15 protein-coding genes are annotated in these 18,280 nt (G+C 73.8%); 8 read left to right on the top strand and 7 right to left on the bottom strand.

All coding sequences use genetic code 11. The features are described 5' to 3' along the window. The first annotated feature begins 161 nt into the window (after positions 1 to 161). Together mgtA and VT52_RS06255 are read left to right on the top strand one after the other, a co-directional pair. Positions 162 to 2,795, top strand: a complete 2,634-nt coding sequence (mgtA, locus tag VT52_RS06260) for a magnesium-translocating P-type ATPase (RefSeq protein WP_046423819.1) — start codon at positions 162 to 164, stop codon at positions 2,793 to 2,795. Positions 2,796 to 2,887: 92 nt separating this feature from the next. Then, a complete protein-coding gene (locus VT52_RS06255; RefSeq protein WP_046423817.1) occupies positions 2,888 to 3,922 on the top strand; it encodes a cytochrome c oxidase assembly protein in 1,035 nt (344 codons plus the stop codon). 10 nt (positions 3,923 to 3,932) lie between these two features. On the opposite strand, the gene VT52_RS06250 is transcribed toward VT52_RS06255, so the two are convergent. Continuing rightward, positions 3,933 to 4,523, bottom strand: coding sequence for a helix-turn-helix domain-containing protein (locus tag VT52_RS06250; protein WP_046423816.1), 591 nt, complete (start codon positions 4,521 to 4,523; stop codon positions 3,933 to 3,935). On the opposite strand from VT52_RS06250, the gene VT52_RS06245 reads away from it, so the two are divergent. Beyond that, positions 4,522 to 5,067 (top strand): GNAT family N-acetyltransferase, encoded by a 546-nt coding sequence (locus tag VT52_RS06245; RefSeq protein ID WP_046423814.1) that lies wholly within the window; start codon positions 4,522 to 4,524, stop codon positions 5,065 to 5,067. The genes VT52_RS06250 and VT52_RS06245 overlap by 2 nt on opposite strands. Before the next feature lie 111 nt (positions 5,068 to 5,178). Further along, on the top strand, positions 5,179 to 6,525 hold the full coding sequence (locus tag VT52_RS06240; protein WP_046423811.1) for a chloride channel protein: 1,347 nt from the start codon (positions 5,179 to 5,181) through the stop codon (positions 6,523 to 6,525). Positions 6,526 to 6,531: 6 nt separating this feature from the next. Here the strand turns inward: VT52_RS06240 and VT52_RS06235 are convergent, their stop codons facing one another. Further along, positions 6,532 to 7,086 (bottom strand): YciI family protein, encoded by a 555-nt coding sequence (locus tag VT52_RS06235; RefSeq protein ID WP_046423809.1) that lies wholly within the window; start codon positions 7,084 to 7,086, stop codon positions 6,532 to 6,534. 190 nt (positions 7,087 to 7,276) lie between these two features. On the opposite strand from VT52_RS06235, the gene VT52_RS06230 reads away from it, so the two are divergent. Next, positions 7,277 to 8,248: an alpha/beta hydrolase gene (locus VT52_RS06230; protein WP_046423807.1), complete on the top strand. Its 972-nt coding sequence runs from the start codon at positions 7,277 to 7,279 to the stop codon at positions 8,246 to 8,248. Positions 8,249 to 8,684: 436 nt separating this feature from the next. Continuing rightward, positions 8,685 to 9,155, top strand: a complete 471-nt coding sequence (locus VT52_RS06225) for a GreA/GreB family elongation factor (RefSeq protein ID WP_046423804.1) — start codon at positions 8,685 to 8,687, stop codon at positions 9,153 to 9,155. Positions 9,156 to 9,175: 20 nt separating this feature from the next. Here the strand turns inward: VT52_RS06225 and VT52_RS06220 are convergent, their stop codons facing one another. From VT52_RS06220 to VT52_RS06200, 5 genes are all read right to left on the bottom strand, one after another. After that, entirely contained in the window at positions 9,176 to 11,662 is a 2,487-nt protein-coding gene (locus tag VT52_RS06220; RefSeq protein ID WP_046423802.1) for an ATP-dependent Clp protease ATP-binding subunit, read from the bottom strand. A gap of 23 nt (positions 11,663 to 11,685) precedes the next feature. After that, on the bottom strand, positions 11,686 to 12,654 hold the full coding sequence (locus VT52_RS06215) for a Dyp-type peroxidase (RefSeq protein ID WP_046423801.1): 969 nt from the start codon (positions 12,652 to 12,654) through the stop codon (positions 11,686 to 11,688). Positions 12,655 to 13,003: 349 nt separating this feature from the next. Then, positions 13,004 to 13,342, bottom strand: coding sequence for an NUDIX domain-containing protein (locus VT52_RS06210; protein WP_046423797.1), 339 nt, complete (start codon positions 13,340 to 13,342; stop codon positions 13,004 to 13,006). A gap of 73 nt (positions 13,343 to 13,415) precedes the next feature. Next, positions 13,416 to 14,315, bottom strand: a complete 900-nt coding sequence (locus tag VT52_RS06205) for a diacylglycerol kinase family protein (protein ID WP_046423795.1) — start codon at positions 14,313 to 14,315, stop codon at positions 13,416 to 13,418. A 34-nt stretch (positions 14,316 to 14,349) separates the two neighbouring features. After that, the gene (locus tag VT52_RS06200; protein ID WP_046423793.1) at positions 14,350 to 15,942 is read right to left on the bottom strand and encodes an FAD-binding oxidoreductase; all 1,593 of its coding nucleotides are present in this window, start codon (positions 15,940 to 15,942) and stop codon (positions 14,350 to 14,352) included. A 108-nt stretch (positions 15,943 to 16,050) separates the two neighbouring features. On the opposite strand from VT52_RS06200, the gene VT52_RS06195 reads away from it, so the two are divergent. Continuing rightward, the gene (locus VT52_RS06195) at positions 16,051 to 16,659 is read left to right on the top strand and encodes a TetR/AcrR family transcriptional regulator (protein ID WP_046423792.1); all 609 of its coding nucleotides are present in this window, start codon (positions 16,051 to 16,053) and stop codon (positions 16,657 to 16,659) included. Further along, a complete protein-coding gene (locus tag VT52_RS06190) occupies positions 16,656 to 18,221 on the top strand; it encodes a glycerol-3-phosphate dehydrogenase/oxidase (protein ID WP_046423790.1) in 1,566 nt (521 codons plus the stop codon). Before VT52_RS06195 ends, VT52_RS06190 begins: the two co-directional genes overlap by 4 nt. Positions 18,222 to 18,280: the final 59 nt, after the last annotated feature.

Raw genomic sequence — 18,280 nt, 5'->3', positions numbered from 1 at the left:
GCGGGGCGTCGAGTCGCCCGGAGTTGGACCGAACGGCCCCGTGGCGACCGCGGGGCGGACGCGGAGACTGGTGACCGAGCGGCCGGAAGGCCGGGCGTCCGGTCGGGCAGGAGCGTTCTCGCCATGCATCACCCCAGCAGCGCCGGCTTCGGCGGCCGGTCATGGTGACCACGGCCGTGGGGGCCGGGCCCGGTGCCGCGAGCGGGATCGGCGCGGCCGCCGCACGGCCCCGTGAGGACGTGCTGCGCGAGCTGGAGGTGGCACCGACCGGGCTGGCCGAGCAGGAGGCGGCCCGGCGGCTGGAGCGCTGGGGGCCGAACGCGGTCCGCTCGCACCGGGCACGTGGTCCGCTGGTCCTCTGGCACCAGGTGCGCTCCCCGCTGCTCGGTCTGCTGCTGGCCGCCGCCGTCGTGTCGTACTTCGTGGGCGAACGCAGCGACGCCGTGATCATCGCGGTGATCGTGGCGCTCTCGGTCGGCCTCGGTTTCGCCAACGAGTACCGGGCGGAGCGGACCGCCGAGTCGCTGCACGCCCGCATCCGGCACCAGGTGCTGGTGCTGCGCGACGGCCGGCCTCTGGAGGTCGACGTCACCCGGCTGGTCCCGGGGGACGTGGTGGACCTGCGGCTCGGCGATGTGGTGCCCGCGGATCTGCGGCTGCTGTCGGTGACCGAGCTGAGCTGCGACGAGTCGGCGCTGACCGGTGAGTCCCTGCCGGTCGCCAAGGACACGGCGACCGTGCCCGCCGGGGCCGCGCTGGCGGAGCTGACCGGGTGCGCGCTGATGGGCAGCGTGGTGCACGCGGGCAGCGGGCGCGGGGTGGTGGTCGCGACCGGGCCGCGTACCGAGTTCGGTGCGATCGCGGCCGGGCTAGGGGAGCACCAGCTGGAGACCGAGTTCCAGGTGGGGCTGCGGCGGTTCTCCATGCTGCTGGTGTACGTCGCCGGAGTGCTCACCACGACGATCTTCGTGATCAACGTGGTGCTGCACAAGCCGCTCATCGACGCGCTGCTGTTCTCCCTGGCGATCGCGGTCGGCATCACCCCACAGCTGCTTCCGGCGGTGGTCTCCACCAGTCTCGCGGCCGGCTCACGGCGGCTGAGCCGGTTGAAGGTGCTGGTCAAGCGGCTGGTGTGTATCGAGGATCTCGGGGACGTGGACGTCCTGTTCACCGACAAGACCGGCACCCTGACCCTCGGCCGCATCGAGTTCATGCGGTCGGTGCCATTGGGCGACGCCGGCGCGCAGGAGGTGCTGCGGTGGGGACTGCTGTGCACGGAGACGGAGTTCGACCAGGGACGGGCGGTGGGCGGCAACCCCCTGGACGCCGCGCTGTGGAACTCCCCGGCGGCCGACGCCCAGCGCGCCGCCGTGGCCGGGTGCGCCAAGGCGGGACTGCTGCCGTTCGACCACGAGCGGCGGCTGGTCTCCGTGACCGTCACCGACGCCTCGGGCGCCGCGCTGCTGGTGACGAAAGGCGCCCCGGAGGCCGTACTGGAGCGCTGTACGCGGGTTCCGCGGGAGGCGCGGCGGCGGCTCGACGCGGAGTTCGCGGCGGGCAACCGGGTGGTGGCCGTCGCCACCCGCCCGCTGCCGGCCGCCGCGGCGCCCACCGCCGACGACGAACGGGGGCTGTGCCTCGCCGGGCTGCTGGTCTTCCTCGACCCGCCGAAGCCGGACGCGGCGGCGGCGCTGGAGCGGCTGGCCGGGCTCGGGATCGACGTGAAGATCGTGACCGGGGACAACGCCGCGGTGGCGGTGAAGGTGTGCCGCGATCTGGGGCTCGGCGAGGTCACGGCCCTCACCGGAGCGGAGCTGGACGGTCTGGACGACGTCGGGCTGACCGCGGCGATCGCGCGCACGACGGTGTTCGCGCGGGTGAGTCCCGAGCAGAAGGCGCGGATCGTCCGCCTGCAGCGGGGCACCGGCGGCGATGTCGCCTTCCTGGGTGACGGCGTCAACGACGCGCTCGCCCTGCACGCGGCCGATGTGGGCATCTCGGTGGACTCGGCCACCGATGTCGCCAAGGACGCGGCGGACATCATCCTGCTGGAGAAGAGCCTCGGGGTGCTCGCGGACGGGGTCGCCGAGGGGCGGCGCATCTTCGCGAACACGATCAAGTACGTGCTGATGGGGACGTCCAGCAACTTCGGCAACATGTTCAGCGCCGCCGGCGCCTCGCTGTTCCTGAGCTTCCTGCCGATGCTGCCCTCGCAGATCCTGCTGAACAACCTGTTGTACGACACCAGCCAGCTGGCCATTCCCACCGACGAGGTGGACGAGGAGCAGGTACGCCGCCCGGCGCACTGGGACATCTCCTTCATCCGCCGGTTCATGCTGTGCTTCGGCCCGATCAGCTCGCTGTTCGACTTCGCCACCTTCGGCGTGATGCTGTGGGTCTTCCACGCCGGGCCCGCGCAGTTCCGCACCGGCTGGTTCGTGGAGTCCCTCGCCACCCAGACGCTGGTCATCTTCGCGATCCGGACCCGGCGCAGCCCGTTCTGGCGCAGCCGGGCGAGTCTGCCGCTGGTGCTGACCACGCTGTCGGTGGTCGTGGTGGGTGCCCTGCTGCCGGTCACCCCGCTCGCGCCCACCCTGGGTTTCCAGCGGCTCCCCCTCGGCTACTTCGCCGCGCTGGCCGGGATGGTGCTCTGCTATCTCGCCCTGGTGGAGGTGGGCAAGCGCCTCTTCTACCGGACCCGGCCCCGTGAGGTCGGCCCGCGCGCCGAGGCCGGTCACCGCCATCTGCGGCGTCGCGCGGCCCGCTTCAGCACGTCCGGCCGGCTGGCCCGCTGAGGCCGACCCTGCCGACGGGGCGCCCGCCGTCAGCGGCTACTGTCACCTGTCGTCCGGTGTGCTCCCTATAGGCAGGTGGAGGAAGCTTTTCCATGTCTGGTCACGCGACGGCCGCCGTGGCGGTCGGCAGCCTGCCGGAGCTGACACCCGCACGCGCGGTGGGATCGTGGCAGCTCGACGTGCCCGCGCTGATCCTGATCGCGCTCCTGGGCGGCCTGTACGGCTGGGGCGTGCTCCGGGTGCGCCGGGCGGGCGGGACCTGGTCGCCGGGCCGGACCCTCGCGTTCACCCTGCTGGGGCTCGGCGGGCTCGCGGTGGCCACCATGTCGAGTCTTGCCGTCTACGACCATGTGCTGTTCTGGCCGGCCGCGGTGCAGAACGTGCTGCTGGACCTCATCACCCCGCTGGGCCTGGCCCTGGGCGATCCACTGCGGCTCGCCATCGAGGCGCTGCCCGGCGAGGGCGCCGGGCGGGTGCGCAGGACGATGAGCGGACGGGTCGTGCGACTGCTCACCTTCCCGCTGGTCAGCACGGCCCTGGTGCTGGGAACCGAGCTGACGGTCTACTTCACGCCGTACTTCGCCACCGCCCTGCGCGTCGGCTGGTTGCACGAGCTGTTGTACCTGCACCTGCTGGTGACCGGCTGCCTGTTCGTCGTACCGGTCCTCACCCGGGAGGAGGCGCTGCCCCGGTGGTGCAGCCACCCGGTGCGCGCGGCGCTGGTGTTCCTGGACAGCGTCATCGACGCGGTCCCCGGTCTGGTGGTGATGACCCACGGCACGCTGATCGCCGGGGCCTGGTACCTGCACCACGCCCCCGCCTGGTCGCCGGACGTGCGGCACGACCAGCAGATCGGCGGCGGCGCCATGCTGAGCATCGCCGAGCTGGTCGCGCTGCCCTTCCTGCTGGCGATCCTGGTGCAGTGGGCGCGTGCCGAGCGCGTCCAGAGCGCGGCCCTTGACCGGCGGCTGGACCGGGACCTCACGCCCGTCGTGTCCCCCGTGTCCGCGCCCGGCCGCGCGGCGGCCCCGTCCGAGGCGGCCGAGGCCGTACGGGTACGGCCCTGGTGGGAGACGGAGCAGAACGAGGTGGCCGCCCGGATCCGCCGCCAGCACGGCGAGGACTGACCCGCGCGGATCAGGGCCGGGAGCCGCGGGCCAGGATGACGGCGTAGCGGCACTCGGCGCCGGTGGTGTTGGCGAAGACGCGCGGGGCGGGATCGCCGAGTTCGAGGGTGTCCCCCGGGCCGAGTTCGTGGACCTCCGCTCCGTCGTGGAAGGTCAGGCGGCCGTCGAGGACCCAGACGACCTGGCGTACGAAGGCGAAGGCCGCGGCCGGGTAGGGCACCCGCGCCCCGGCGGGCAGCCGGACCTCGGCGACCTCCGCGGGGAAGCGCGCTCCGGTGATCTGGCGCCGCCGGTAGCCGGTGGCGGGGTCCTGCCATTCGGGCGCCTCGGTCCGCCGGCGCACGCCGGCTTCCTCCGCGGTCCGCGGCGGTGCGCCCTCCGCGAGGGCGAGCAGCGAGGCGACGCTCAGCTCGAAGGCGGCGGAGAGCTTGCCGAGCACGACGGCCGTGGGGCTGCTCTCACCGCGCTCGATCCGGTTGATCATGGCGCGGGAGACCCCGGACGCCTCCGCCAGTTGGGCCAGGGTCCAGCCGCGCCGTTCCCGCTCGGCGCGGATCCGGGCCGCGATCCTCCCGACCAGGGGATCTACTATGTTGGACATGCTTCCAATATATGAGAGAGATCGTGCGGTGACCGTGCGCCCGGCATGCGCCGGTGATGCGGAGGCGGTACGCGCGATCCGCAACCACGCGATCGAGCACTCGACGGCCCTGTGGACGGAGATCCCGCAGTCGGCCGCCGAGGGCGCGGCCTGGCTGGCGCGGCATCTGGAACGCGGTTCGGCGTTCGTGGCCGAGGCGGCCGGCGAGGTGGTGGGGTTCGCGGTGTTCGCGCCCTGGCGGGACCTGGAGGGCTACCGGCACACGGTGGAGGACTCGGTCTACGTCCGCGAGGGCCGGCACGGGCTCGGCATCGGCTCCTCACTGCTGGCCACTCTCGTCACGGCGGCACGCGCGGCGGGTCACCACCTCGTGATCGCCGGTATCGAGTCGGGCAACGCCGCCTCGGTACGGCTCCACGAGCGCTTCGGGTTCGAGCACGCCGGTACGGTCCGGGAGGCCGGGATCAAGTTCGGTCGCCGGCTCGACCTGACCCTCATGCGGCTGGCGCTGGAGGAAGCCGTCGCGCCCGGGTCCTTGGGCTGATCAGACGCCCGCCGAGATGCGGGGCGGGGGCGGCGGTCGTTTACTGAAGCCCGCCCGGTGCGTTGCCGAACGCCGTCCGAGGGCGCCATGGGCGGTGGAGGTGGAACGGGCGTGAGCGGCACGGTCGGGCAGTCCCCCGCGGCCGACGACCCGGCGCGGACGCTGCTGAGCCGCGGCTATCTCCGGCTGCTGGCGCTCTCGCTGTGCCTCGGTGTGCCCATCGCGCTCGCCAGCTTCTTCTTCGTCAGCATCCAGCACTGGCTCGAGCACCAGGTGTGGCAGGAGCTGCCGCACGCGCTCGGGCTGGGGCGGGCCCCCTGGTGGTGGGCGCTGCCCTCGCTGGCGCTGGCCGGACTGATCCTCGCTCCGATCGTCACCCGGCTGCCCGGCGCCGGCGGGCACATCCCGGTGCACGGCCTGGGCGGGGACCCCATCGGCCCCCGCGCCCTGCCGGGCGTGGTGCTGGCCGCGGTCCTCACGCTTCCGCTGGGTGTGGCCCTCGGCCCCGAGGCGCCGCTGATGGCGGTCGGGTCCGGGCTCGCCCTGCTCGGGGTGCGGACGCTGCGGCGGCACCCGGCGGACGCCGCCTCGGCGTCGGTCGTGGCCACCGCGGGTTCCACGGCGGCCATCTCCACCATCCTGGGCGGCCCGGTGGTGGCCGCCGTCATGGTCATGGAGGCCGCCGGGCTCGCCGGGCCCCGCCTCGTCGTACTGCTGCTGCCCTGCCTCGCCGCGAGCGGGGCCGGCGCGCTCGTGTTCACCGGGTTCGGCCAGTGGACCGGGCTGTCGATCGGCGCCCTCGGGCTGCCGAGGGTGCCGCCGGACACCATCCCGGACGCGGGCGACTTCCTGTGGGGGCTGCCCGCGGCCGCGCTGGTCGCCGTCGTCGTCTCGGTGGCCCACGGAGTCGGCGAGCGCACCCTCCGCTGGACCTCCGCGCGCGGCACGGCGGTGCGCACCGTGGTGTGCGCCGTCGCCGTCGGGGTGTGCCTGACGGCGTACGCCCTGCTGACCGGCCGCTCCCCGGAGGAGGCGGCGCTGTCCGGGCAGATGATGCTCGGGGAGCTGGCCGAGAACCCGCACGGGTGGCCGGTGCTCACACTGGTGGCGCTGATCCTGTGCAAGGCGCTGGCCTGGGGCATCAGCCTGGGGAGCCTGCGCGGCGGCCCGATCTTCCCGGCCGTGCTGATCGGGGTGGCGACCGGGCTGGCCTGCGCGGGGCTGCCGGGGCTCGGGACCGCCCCCGCGTTCGCGCTGGGCGTCTCCGCGTCGACGACCGTCATCACCAGGCTGCCCCTCACCAGCTGCGTCCTGGCCGTGCTGCTGCTGGGCCGCGACGCGTACAACCAGATGCCGCTGATCGTCCTCGCGGCGGTGACCGCCCTCCTCGTCGGCCGGCTGCGGACACGCCGCCGGCCGGCCACGCCGGCCGCCCCGGCCGCACCGGCCGACGCGTAGGGGGCGTCACTCCGGACGGCCGCCGAACCGCCAGGCGTGGACCTCGATCCCGGCGTAATTCTCCTCGGTCAGCAGGGCGCGGGCGGCGGCCGGACCGGGGGCCCGGAGCAGGGCCGCCGTGCCCAGCCAGGCGGAGGCGTCGTCGGAGAGCAGGGGGCCGTAGGCGATCAGGCCGTCGCCGCGCCCGTCCGGGACCGTGAGGTCGGCGGCCTCGCCCCCGCCGAGGCCCAGCACCAGGTAGCCGTCGCCGTCGGTGGGGCCGCCGGGGAAGTCCCACATGGTACGTCCGAGCAGATTGCGCCAGCGCCGCAGCAGCACGTCCCGGTACACGCCCGCCTGGTAGCCGGGCTCGTCGAACGCGAACGCGCGGGCCGTCGCCGCGTCCGGCAGGTCCAGGATGTGCACGCTGCCGGTGGGCGTCGCGCCGTCCCCGGCGAGCGTCGGGCCACGGGCGATCATCTCCTTGTCGAACCGGTCCATGTAGGACCAGTGTTCTTCGAGCAACGCCATGCGCAGCGCCAGGGAGCCGGACCGGTCGCGGTGGTGGCAGAGGAATTCCATGCGCACACTCTGCCGCCCCCGTGCCACCGGATCACGCCCTTTTCCCGGCGCCGAATCCCGTCCCGCCTCCGGGCGGGGCGGGATTCCCCGGCGGGCGCTCCGCGTGCGGCACCCTCGAAAACCGTGCAGGGTGGGAACGTCGGCCGTCCGCCCACCGGTCCGGCGGTCCAAAGATGTGCGAGGAGAATCGATGTCCGATGCCGTAGCGCCCCCGCAGCCGGTACTGGAGCCCGCGGCGGCCGAGTTCGCGGCGGCGACCGCGAAGCCGCCGTTCCTGTTCGACCTGCCGCCCGCGGAGGGCCGCAAGGCGGTCGACGAGGTGCAGTCGGGGGACGTCGGGAAACCGGCGGTCGACGAGGAGTGGATCACCGTCTCGGGCGGGCCCACGGGCAGCGTCCGGGCGCGGATCGTGCGGCCCGCCGGCTCCTCGGGCAGCCTCCCGGTCATCCTCTACGTGCACGGCGCCGGCTGGGTGTTCGGCAATGCCCACACCCACGACCGCCTGGTGCGCGAACTCGCCGTGGGCGCGCGGGCCGCGGTGGTCTTCCCCGAGTACGACCTCTCCCCCGAGGCCCGCTACCCCGTGGCCATCGAGCAGAACTACGCGGTCGCCCGGTGGGTCGCGGAGCAGGGGGCGACCAAGGACCTGGACGGCTCGCGGATGGCGGTGGCCGGTGACTCGGTCGGCGGCAACATGAGCGCGGCCCTCACCCTGATGGCCAAGGAGCGCGGCGGTCCCACGCTGGTCCAGCAGGTGCTGTTCTACCCGGTCACCGACGCGAACTTCGACACGCCGTCGTACCACCAGTTCGCCACCGGCTACTTCCTGCGCCGCGACGGGATGCAGTGGTTCTGGGACCAGTACACGACCGACGCGACCGACCGGGCCCGGATCACCGCCTCCCCGCTGCGCGCCACCACCGAGCAGCTCAGCGGTCTGCCGCCCGCCCTGGTCGTCACCGGCGAGGCGGACGTGCTGCGCGACGAGGGCGAGGCGTACGCGACCAAACTGCGCGCGGCCGGGGTTCCGGTGACCGCCGTGCGGTTCCAGGGCATCATCCACGACTTCGTCATGCTCGACGCCCTGCGGGACACCCACGCGGCCCGGACCGCGATCGACCTGGCGACCCGCACGCTGCACCGGGCGCTGCACGCGGACTGACACCGGTCCCCGCCCCATCGACCGGCCCCGGGCCGGCGGGGGGACCTCACGAGAGCCGCGTCCGCGGCTCGTCCGCGCCACCGGCGCTCCGCTTCGGCCGGGACGACGGCCGGAAGCGGGAGCCGGGCGAACGGCACCGGCTCCGGCGCTCCGCCCCGCGGCGATCCGCCGGCGGACGGTCCCGGATCGACCGGGACGAGGCACGCGGCTCGTCGAGGAGGTCCGGACGCGGCCCGGCGGGCCGCGCGAGGTGGAGCGGGCCGACGCGGACGACCGCCGTGCCCGACCGGAAAAAGCTCCGTCCCTGGCGAGCCGGGTCGCGGTCCCCCGCCGGTGAACCGCTTACGATGCGGAAGCGAGCCCCTTTCGCCCTGTTTCGACTCCCCCTGATCCGTCAGCTCGAGCACCGTCCCGATCCCTGTCGTCTGGAGCAGCGATGACCGATGGCCCCGAACCGATCAGTCCCGATGCGCGGCGTGCACTGGAGCGGGAGTTGGCGGATCTACGGGCGGAACGGCGGATGGTCGCCGGGACGCTGAAGGGCAATCCCGACGTGGGCGACCAGGCGGACCAGGCGGACGAGTTGCAGCGGGTGGACCAGCTCGACCGGCTGGAGCGGCGGATCGCGGACATCGACGAGCGGCTGCGCGAGGCGGACCAGGCCGGGCCCGCGCGCACCGACGTGGTCGGGGTGGGCAGCACGGTGACCGTGCGGTTCGCGGACGGCTCCGTGGAGACGCTCTCCATCGGCGAGGAGGCCGAGGCGCTGGACCAGAACCTGGTCACCGAGGACAGCCCGCTCGGCCGGGCCCTGCTCGGGTGCCGGGCCGGGGACAGCGTGCGGTACGACACCCCGGACGGGCCCGCGAGCGCGGTGGTGGAGTCGATCGGCACGGCGGCCCCGTAGAGGGGCCGCGGCAGCGGGGGTCAGTTCTCGGGCCTGCTGACCGAGCAGTGCAGCGAGTCCTTCACCACGTCGGCGACGATCGTGTCCCCGGGCTCGGCCTCGCCGCCGAGCAGCAGCGTGGCGATGCGGTTGTCCAGCTCCGCCTGGATGGTGCGGCGCAGCGGCCGGGCGCCGAACTCGGGCTGGTGGCCATGGGCGATGAGCAGTTTCTTCGCGGCCTCCGTGACCTCCAGTTTCATGCCCTGGGCGTGCACCCGGTGCTTGCTCCGGTCCAGGAGGTGGTCCACGATCTCCGACAGGTCGTCCTCGGTGAGCCCGTGGAAGATGATGATGTCGTCGATGCGGTTGAGGAACTCCGGCAGGAAGCGGCCCCGCAGGTCCTCCATCAACTCGTCCTTCAGGTCGGACACATCGCCCTTGTGGTCGAGGATGCGGTGCGCGCCGATGTTCGACGTCATGATGACGACGCAGTGCCGGAAGTCGACGGTACGGCCCTGGGAGTCGGTGAGGCGGCCGTCGTCCAGGATCTGGAGCAGGGTGTTGAAGACGTCGGGGTGCGCCTTCTCCACCTCGTCGAACAGCACGACGCTGTACGGCTGCCTGCGCACCTTCTCGGTGAGCTGGCCCGCCTCCTCGTAGCCGACGTATCCCGGCGGGGCGCCGACGAGTCGCGCGACGGTGTGCTTCTCCTGGAATTCGCTCATGTCGAAGCGGACCATGCGGTTCTCCTCGCCAAACAGCAACTCGGCGAGAGTCTTGGCGAGTTCGGTCTTGCCGACCCCGGTCGGGCCGAGGAACAGGAAGGAACCGACGGGCCGGTCGGGGTCGCCCATGCCGGCGCGGTTGCGCCGCACCGCCTGGGAGACCGCGGTGACCGCCTCGTCCTGACCGACGATACGGGCGTGCATCTCCGCCTCCAGCCTGAGGAGTTTCTCCTTCTCGCCGGCGGTGAGCTGGGAGACCGGGATGCCGGTGCGCCGGGAGACGATGTCGGCGATGTCGGAGGCGGTGACGGAGACGACACCCTCCCGGCGCTCCTCGATGCCGGCCAGCTCGGCCTCCGTCTCGGCGACCTGCCGCTTCAGCTCGGAGGCCCGCTCGAAGTCCTCGGCGGACACGGCCTGTTCGAGTTCGCGGCGCAGCTTGGCGATCCGGTCCTCGCGGCTGACGACCTCGGTGGAGCGGCCGGCGCTGCGCAGCCGTACCCGGGCGCCCGCCTGGTCCATGACGTCGATGGCCTTGTCCGGCAGGAAGCGGTCGGTGACGTACCGGTCGGACATCTCCGCCGCGGCCGCCAGCGCGCTGTCGTCGAAGCGGACCTGGTGATGCGCCTCGTAGGCGTCCCGCAGCCCTTCGAGGATCTGCACCGTCTCCTCGACGGTCGGCTCGGGGACCATCACCGGCTGGAACCGGCGCTCCAGGGCGGCGTCCTTCTCGACGTACTTGCGGTACTCGTCGATGGTGGTGGCGCCCACGACGTGCAACTCGCCGCGCGCGAGGGCGGGTTTGAGCATGTTGCCCGCGTCCATGGAGCCCTCGCCGGTGGCGCCGGCGCCGACGACGGTGTGCAACTCGTCGATGAAGAGGATGATGCCGCCGCTCGCGGCCTGGACGTCCTCGATGACCTTCTTCAGCCGCTCCTCGAACTGGCCCCGGTACTGGGCCCCCGCCACCATGCCCGACAGGTCGAGCGCGACGACCCGCTTGTCCTTCAGGGTGTCGGGGACCTCGCCGGCCACGATGCGCTGCGCGAGGCCCTCCACGATGGCGGTCTTGCCGACTCCGGGTTCGCCGATCAGCACGGGGTTGTTCTTCGAGCGCCGGGACAGGATCTCCACGGTCTGCTCGATCTCCTCGGCGCGGCCCACCACCGGGTCCAGCTTGCCGGCCTTGGCCTCGTCGGTCAGATCGCGGCCGTACTCGTCCAGGGTGGTGGCCGGCTGCTTGCGTTCGGCCGGCGAGTTCTCGGCGCGGGCCGCCTGTTCGGCGATGCCCGAGATCTTCCCGGTGTCCATGCCCTCGGCCCGCAGCAGCCGGGCGGCACCGGTGTCGCTGTCGCCGAGCAGCGCGGCGAGGATGTGCTCGGGGCCGATGTACGACACCCCGGACGCCTGGGACCGGGCGTAGGCGGCGCCGAGGGTGCGCTTGGCCGCGGGGGTGAGCCCGGGTTGCGCGGAGGGCTGGCCGGACTCGCTCGGCAGTACCTTGGCGATCTCGTTGGCGAGGGTGTCGGGGTCCACGTCCACCTGGAGCAGCAGCCGGCGTGAGGGCTCCACCTTCGTGGCCGCCCACAGCAGATGCTCGGTGTCGAGGTCGGAGGTGCCGTCCTCGGCGGCCCGCCGCGCGGCCAGATTGAGCAGTTCCTGCGACGACTCCGTCAGCAGGCGTCCGATCGGCACCCGCTGCACCGCGGGCGGTGAGGATGCCGGCGACATCCCGAAGAAGCGATTCAGCAGTTCGCTGAAGGGGTCCTGGGAACCGAAGGGGGCGCCGAACGGCATCGACATGAGAACTCCTGGGGCGCAAGGGGTCAGTACTCACTGAACCCCGGCGCCGAGTGGCCCGCAAGCGGAGGCCGGGCGGGGGGATCGTCGAGGAAGTCGATGGTCGGCACGTGGAAGAGGCAGCCCGTGACCGGCACGGAGAAGTCGAGGATCCGGTCGTGCGACGCGGGGTCCCGGCCGAGGAACATGTTGCGCAGCATGGACTCCGTGACGTCGGGCGTGCGGGCGTAGCCGATGAAGTACGTGCCGAACTCGCCCTGCGCGATGTTCCCGAAGGGCATGTTCTCGCGCAGGATCTCGCGCTCGTCGCCGTGCTCGTCGGTGACGGTGTTCAGGGCCACGTGGGAGTCGGCGGGTTTCACGTCGTCGGGGAGTTCGACGTTGGCGAGCCTGGTGCGCCCGATGGTCCTCTCCTGTTCCTCGACGGACAGGGCGTTCCATGCCTTCATGTCGTGCAGGTACTTCTGCACGATCACATAGCTGCCGCCGCGGAAGCCGGGGTCCTCGTCGCCGATGAACACCGCCTCGTCCGCGAGTTCGCCCTCGGGGTTCTCGCTGCCGTCGACGAAGCCGAGCAGATCGCGTTCGTCGAAGAACTTGAAGCCGTGCACCTCGTCCACCACGGTGGCGGCGCCCTCCAGCCGCTCGGCGAACAGGCGGGCCAGTTCGAAGCAGAGGTCCATGCGGCGGCAGCGGACGTGGAAGAGGATGTCGCCGGGGGTGGCCGGGGCCTGGTGACGGGGGCCGTCCAGTTCCCTGAACGGATGCAGGTCCCGGGGACGCGGCCCGCCGAACAGCCGGCTCCAGACGGCGGAGCCGATGCCGACCACGCAGCTCAGCTCCTCGGGCGGGGCCCGGAAGGCGACCGAACGGCGCAGCGCGGACACCTCCCGCAACAGGTCCCGGACGGTGTCCTCGCCGCCCTGCTCGACGGTGGCGACGAGGAACACGGCGGCCCTGGCGGGCGGGACGACGACGGGCTGCGACTCGGGCACGGGGACCTGCCTCCTCGTACGGGGCGGAGCCGGACCGTTCCAGCATGGCCCGGCCGCGCGGGCTCGGCAGGTCGGAGAGCCCCCGGCGGCTCGGCACGGGGGGGGGATGCGCGACCGGGCGGCCGATACCCACCGGGTGCCAGGTGTCCGATGTCCACCGGGTGACCGAGGCCGGCACCGCGCGGGCGCTGGGCGGCGGCGAGATGCCCGTGCGAGCGTGCCGCGGCTCACCCCCGCGGTGCGGCCGGCCGACGCGGCGGGCCCGCGGGCCGCAGGAGGGCGGCATCGACCGGGCGGTGATGGACCGACGGCGGTTCCCCGAAGGGAACCCCTGAGCGGGGCGGGGCGGTCACACGGGGGTGTGCCCCTCCAGGTAGCGGCGCACGGTCTCGGGCAGCGCGATGGCCGGGGTCTCCTCGTTCGGCGTCCAGCGGATGTCGGCGGCGGCCAGCCTGGCGCCGTCCGTGGGCTCCTCGCTGAGGAGTTGGCACAGCACGGCCGAGCTGCCGTCCAGCGCCGCGGAGCCGTCGGCCAGATAGCCGGTGAGTTCCTGGACGACGCGGGCGGCGGTGGCCTCCACCGTCTCGGCCGGCTGTCCGGCGCCCGACGGCAGCCCCCACTCGCCCGCCTCCCGGACCAGCAGCAGCCGTCCGTCGTACACGACGACGGCCTGCACGGCGTTCTCCACGCGCTTCCTCCCCCTCGTCCGCCGCTCCCCCGGTCGCTGCTCGTCTACCCCGGCGGGCGGGCCCGCACACGGGTCAGGCGGCGTCCGCGGGCCGGTACAGCACCGGCAGGTCCCCGGGCCGCACCCGGACGGTCACCGGCAAGGTGGCCTCCACCTCGCCGTCCGCGCCGTAGGGCACGGGGTCCATGGACTCGATGCGCAGCTCCCTGGCGCGCAGGACGCGTACTTCGGGGCGGTGTATGTGGGTTCCGGTCTTGAGTTCGTTCATCAGGGTGAAGAACAGCCGGCGCGGCGCCTCCTTGATCATCACTATGTGCAGCAGGCCGTCGTCGACCCGGGCGCCGGGAGCGATCCGCCGGCCGGAGCCGTAATAGGGGGAGTTGGCGGCGACCACCGTGTAGCCGCGGTGGGTGTGCTCCACGCCGTCGGCCGTGACCCGGTAGTCGGCGGGGCGCCAGGCGGTCACCGCGCGCAGGCCGCCCGCGTAGTAGGCGGCGGCGCCGCGCAGCAGCCGGGTCTGGTTGGCGTGCCGGTTGGCCAGCGCGTCGACCCCGGCGTAGACGCTGCCGAGGACCACGGTGCGCCGGTGGACGGCGGACTCCACCTCGACGGTGTCGACCGGCCGGGGCTCGGCGTGCAGCAGGATGTCGGCGAGGGCCGCGGGGTCGGCCGGCAGGTCGAGGGCGCGGGCGAAGTCGTTGCCGCGGCCGGCCGGTACGAGGCCGAACACGGTTCCGGTGCCGCTCAGCGCGCCCCCGATGCCGCCGGTGATGCCGTCGCCACCGACGGCGAGCACGATCCGGCCCCGCTCGCCCGCCTTGCGGGCGATGTCCTTCGCGTGGGCCAGGCTGTGGCTGTACTCGGTCTCCAGACCGGCCCCGGCCTCCCTGAGCAGGCGGGCCACCCGGAGCAGCGTGGCCGCCGCGGTGGAGCCGCCCGCGGTCGGGTTGACGACGGCGGTGAACTGGCGCATCGGGAGTGCCTCCGGGGCAGGCGGTGGGGTGGGGTCAGTCGGTGGGCAGCAGGACGCCGGGGTTGAGCAGCCCGTCGGGGTCCAGGCGGCGCTTGACGGCGCGCAGTGCCTCGACGGCCAGCTCTCCGGTCTCCCTGACATACCAGTCGCGGTGGTCGGTGCCCACCCCGTGATGGTGGGAGATGGTGCCGCCGGCGGCGAGGATCGCCTCGTTGGCCGCGTGCTTGGCGGGCGTCCAGTGGGCCACCGGGTCCTCGCCCTGGGCGCTGACGACGGTGAAGTACAGCGAGGCGCCGTTCTCGTACACATGGGAGATGTGGCACATCACCAGCGGCGGGGTGCCCGCCGCGGTGAGGGTGTCGGTGAGCGCGCTGCGCACGGCCGCGTACAGCTCGGGGATCCGGGACCAGAACGCGGCGGTCTCCAGGGTCTCGGCGAAGGCGCCGACGTCGAGAAGGGCGTCGCGCAGGTACGGCGCGGAGAAGCGGCCGTGGGCCCAGCGCTCGCCCGGCTCGGTGCCGAGCGGGGTGCCGCCGTGGGCGGTGAGGACGGCGGCGGCCCGCTCGCGCCGGTACGCGGTCTCCTCGGGTGTGCCCTCGTAGCCGGTGACGGCCAGGCACCCGGCGTCGCTCCGGTCCAGGCCGGCGCCGATCTTGTCGGGCGAGGCGAGACCGATGAGGGTCTCGGTCTCGTCGGACAGGCGCAGCACGGTCGGGCGCGGTCCGTCCTGGGCGAGCACCCGCAACGCGGCGGCGCCCGCCTCGAAGGACGCGAACCGCCAGCCCTCGTAGACCTTCGTCTCGGGCAGCGGGCGCACCCGCACGGTGACGGCGGTGATGACGCCGAATGCGCCCTCGGAGCCGAGGATCAGCTGGCGCAGGTCGGGGCCCGCGGCGGAGCGGGGGGCGCGGCCCGTCTCGACGGTGCCCCGGGGGGTGGCGAGGGTGAGGCCGAGGACCATCTCGTCGAATCGTCCGTAACCGGCGGACGCCTGGCCGCTGGAGCGGGCCGCGGCGAAACCGCCGATGCTGGCCCACTCGAAGGACTGCGGGAAGTGGCCGAGGGTGAAGCCCTGCTCGGCGAGGAGCGCCTCCGCCTCGGGGGCGCGCAGGCCGGGCTGGAGGACGGCGGTGCGCGAGACGGGGTCGAGGTCGAGCAGTCCGTCCATGCGGCGCAGGTCGAGGGCGACGAACGCGCCGCGCTCGGGGGCGAGTCCGCCGACGACGGAGGTGCCGCCGCCGAACGGGACGGCGGCCAGGGCGTGCTCGGCGCAGGCGCGCAGTACGGCGAGGACCTCGTCGTGGGTGGCGGGCAGGACCACGGCCTGCGGGACGTCGCTGACGTCACCGGCGCGGATGCGCAGCAGGTCGGGGGTGGACTTGCCGCGGGTGTGCCGCACGCGGCTCTCGGCGTCGGTGCGCACGTGGCCGGTGCCGCCGACGGCCTCGGCGAGCGCCGCGAGGGCGGCGGGAGCGGCCGTGGGGGCGGGCAGGTCGAGATCGTCCAGGGCGAGCGCGGGAGTGCTGCGCGGCTTGACGCCGAGCAGGTCGCGCAGCAGCCCGGTCACCGAGTCGGGCAGCGGTGCCGCCTTGGCCGGGTCGCCCCAGCCGTTCCACAGCATGTCCATTGAACGGTCGTCCTCACAGGTCGGTGTGCTCGGTCCGGGCGGTGTCCGGCGGGCCGTACGGCGACGGTCCGCTGGTTCTGCCCGACCCGGGGCGTTACACTGTTACACATGACGCCTATTCGTCACAACGGTGCGGAAGACACGGAGAGCGATCCGATCCTGGACGCGGTGCGCGACTGCGTGCTGGCCGTCGGGGTGCGCCGCACGACCCTCGCCGACGTGGCCCGCCGCGCCGGTGTCTCCCGGATGACCCTGTACCGGCGCTGGCCGGACCTGCGGACACTGGTGGGCGATCTGATGACCCGTGAGTGGATCGACGTGGCCACCCGGGCGATCCCCGCGCCCGCGCCCGGTCTCGACACGCGTACCCGGATGGTGGAGGGGCTGGTGGCGGGCGTCGAGGCGTTCCGGGCGCACCCGCTGTTCCGCAAGATCGTCGACGTCGATCCGGAGCTGCTGCTCCCCTATGTGCTCGACCGGCGCGGCGCGAGCCAGCTGGCGCTGCTCGCGCTGCTGACGGAGGGCCTGCGCGAGGGCCACGAGGACGGCTCCGTGCGTCCCGCACACACCGAACGGCAGGCGCGTGCCCTGCTGCTGACGGTGCAGTCCTTCACCCTGTCCCTGCGCACGATGGCCGACGAGGACGATCCGGAGCTGGACTCCGCCGCCTTCCTCGGCGAGCTGCGCACCCTCCTGGAGAGGATCCTCAGGCCATGAGTCACACCGAGGCGATACCCGGCTCGTCCCTCAGCGCTGCCCGGCGCACCCGGGAACTGACCGAGGCGGCGCAGGGGCGGGTGGCCGACGTGCTGGTCGTCGGGCTCGGCGCCACCGGGGCCGGGGTCGCCCTGGACGCGGCGGCCCGCGGTCTGGACGTCGTCGCGGTGGACGCCCAGGACCTGGCCTTCGGCACCTCGCGCTGGAGTTCCAAGCTGATCCACGGCGGGCTGCGCTATCTGGCGTCCGCGCAGTTCGAGGTCGCGCACGAGAGCGCGGTGGAGCGGGGGGTGCTGATGACCCGCACCGCCCCGCATCTGGTCTGCGCGCAGCCGTTCGTGCTGCCGCTGACGCCGATGGTGTCGACGGCTCAGGCTTCCATCGCCTGGGCCGGGTTGCGGGCCGGGGACATGCTGCGGCTGGCCGCGCGCACCCCGCGCCAGGTGCTGCCCGCGCCGCGCCGGCTGTCGGCGACGGAGGCCCGGCACCTGGCGCCGGCGGTGCGGGGGGCCGGCTTGCGCGGCGGGCTGCTGTCCTGGGACGGGCGGGTCACCGACGACGCCCGTCTGGTCACCGCGCTGGCCCGTACGGCGGCGGCGCACGGGGCGCGGGTGCTCACCCGGGTCCGGGTGCTGGAGCTGACCGGCGGCGGCGCCCGGGTCCGTGACGAACTCACCGGCGAGGAGGGCGAGATCAGGGCCCGCGCGGTGATCAACGCCACCGGGGTGTGGGCGGGCGGTCTGGTCGACGGGATCCGGATCCGGCCCTCGCGCGGCACCCATCTGGTGCTGCGCTCGGAGCGGCTCGGCGATCTGCCGGCCGGTCTGCACATCCCGATCCCCGGCGAGACCAACCGCTTCGTGCTGGTGCTGCCCCAGGGGGACGGCCGGGTGTACGTCGGCCTCACCGACGAGCCGGTCGAAGGGGGCGTCCCCGATGTGCCGGAGGTACCCGAGACGGACATCGGCTTCCTGCTGGACGTGCTGGGCTCGGCCCTGGACGTGCCCGTCGCCCGGGACGAGGTCGTCGGCGCCTTCGCCGGGCTGCGGCCCCTGCTCGACATATCGGGCGGCGGCGCGGGGACCCGCACCTCCGACATCTCGCGCCGGCACGCGGTGCTGACCTCGGCGGACGGGGTGACCACGGTGGTCGGCGGCAAGCTCACCACCTACCGCCGGATGGCCCAGGACGCCGTGGACGCGGCCGCCGCGGCCCGAGGGCTCTCCGTGCCCCCGTCGCCCACCGCGGGCCTGCCGCTGGTCGGCGCCGCCGCGCCCGAACGGCTGCGGTCCCTGCCGGTGCCGAACCGTCTGGTCCGCCGCTACGGCACGGAGGCCCTCGCCGTCCACGCCCTCACCGCGGACCACCCCTCGCTCGCCGAACCGGTCCTCCCCGGCCATCCCGTGACCCGCGCCGAACTCCTCTGGGCCACCCGCCACGAGGGCGCCCTCGACGAATCCGACCTCCTGGACCGCCGCACCCGCATCGGCCTGGTCCCGGCGGACCGGGACGCCGCGCTGGCGGTGGCGCGGGAGGTGGTGGCGGAGGGCGTGCCGGGCTGAGCGGTCACGTCCGCGGGGGCGGCGGTTCCGGCCGGCGGCAATCGCCCCCCGCACTCCTC

It is taken from the genome of Streptomyces malaysiense (genome assembly GCF_000980885.2).
GTDB lineage: Bacteria > Actinomycetota > Actinomycetes > Streptomycetales > Streptomycetaceae > Streptomyces > Streptomyces malaysiense.
The sequence above is the reverse complement of the archived record's forward strand: the minus strand, read 5'-3'. Positions and strand labels throughout refer to the sequence as shown.

Coding starts and splice junctions, on each gene's coding strand:
- mgtA (WP_046423819.1), top strand. CDS start 162: ATGGTGACCACGGCCGTGGGGGCCGGGCCCGGTGCCGCGAGCGGGATC.
- VT52_RS06255 (WP_046423817.1), top strand. CDS start 2,888: ATGTCTGGTCACGCGACGGCCGCCGTGGCGGTCGGCAGCCTGCCGGAG.
- VT52_RS06245 (WP_046423814.1), top strand. CDS start 4,522: ATGCTTCCAATATATGAGAGAGATCGTGCGGTGACCGTGCGCCCGGCA.
- VT52_RS06250 (WP_046423816.1), bottom strand. CDS start 4,523: ATGTCCAACATAGTAGATCCCCTGGTCGGGAGGATCGCGGCCCGGATC.
- VT52_RS06235 (WP_046423809.1), bottom strand. CDS start 7,086: ATGGAATTCCTCTGCCACCACCGCGACCGGTCCGGCTCCCTGGCGCTG.
- VT52_RS06230 (WP_046423807.1), top strand. CDS start 7,277: ATGTCCGATGCCGTAGCGCCCCCGCAGCCGGTACTGGAGCCCGCGGCG.
- VT52_RS06225 (WP_046423804.1), top strand. CDS start 8,685: ATGACCGATGGCCCCGAACCGATCAGTCCCGATGCGCGGCGTGCACTG.
- VT52_RS06220 (WP_046423802.1), bottom strand. CDS start 11,662: ATGTCGATGCCGTTCGGCGCCCCCTTCGGTTCCCAGGACCCCTTCAGC.
- VT52_RS06205 (WP_046423795.1), bottom strand. CDS start 14,315: ATGCGCCAGTTCACCGCCGTCGTCAACCCGACCGCGGGCGGCTCCACC.
- VT52_RS06200 (WP_046423793.1), bottom strand. CDS start 15,942: ATGGACATGCTGTGGAACGGCTGGGGCGACCCGGCCAAGGCGGCACCG.
- VT52_RS06195 (WP_046423792.1), top strand. CDS start 16,051: ATGACGCCTATTCGTCACAACGGTGCGGAAGACACGGAGAGCGATCCG.
- VT52_RS06190 (WP_046423790.1), top strand. CDS start 16,656: ATGAGTCACACCGAGGCGATACCCGGCTCGTCCCTCAGCGCTGCCCGG.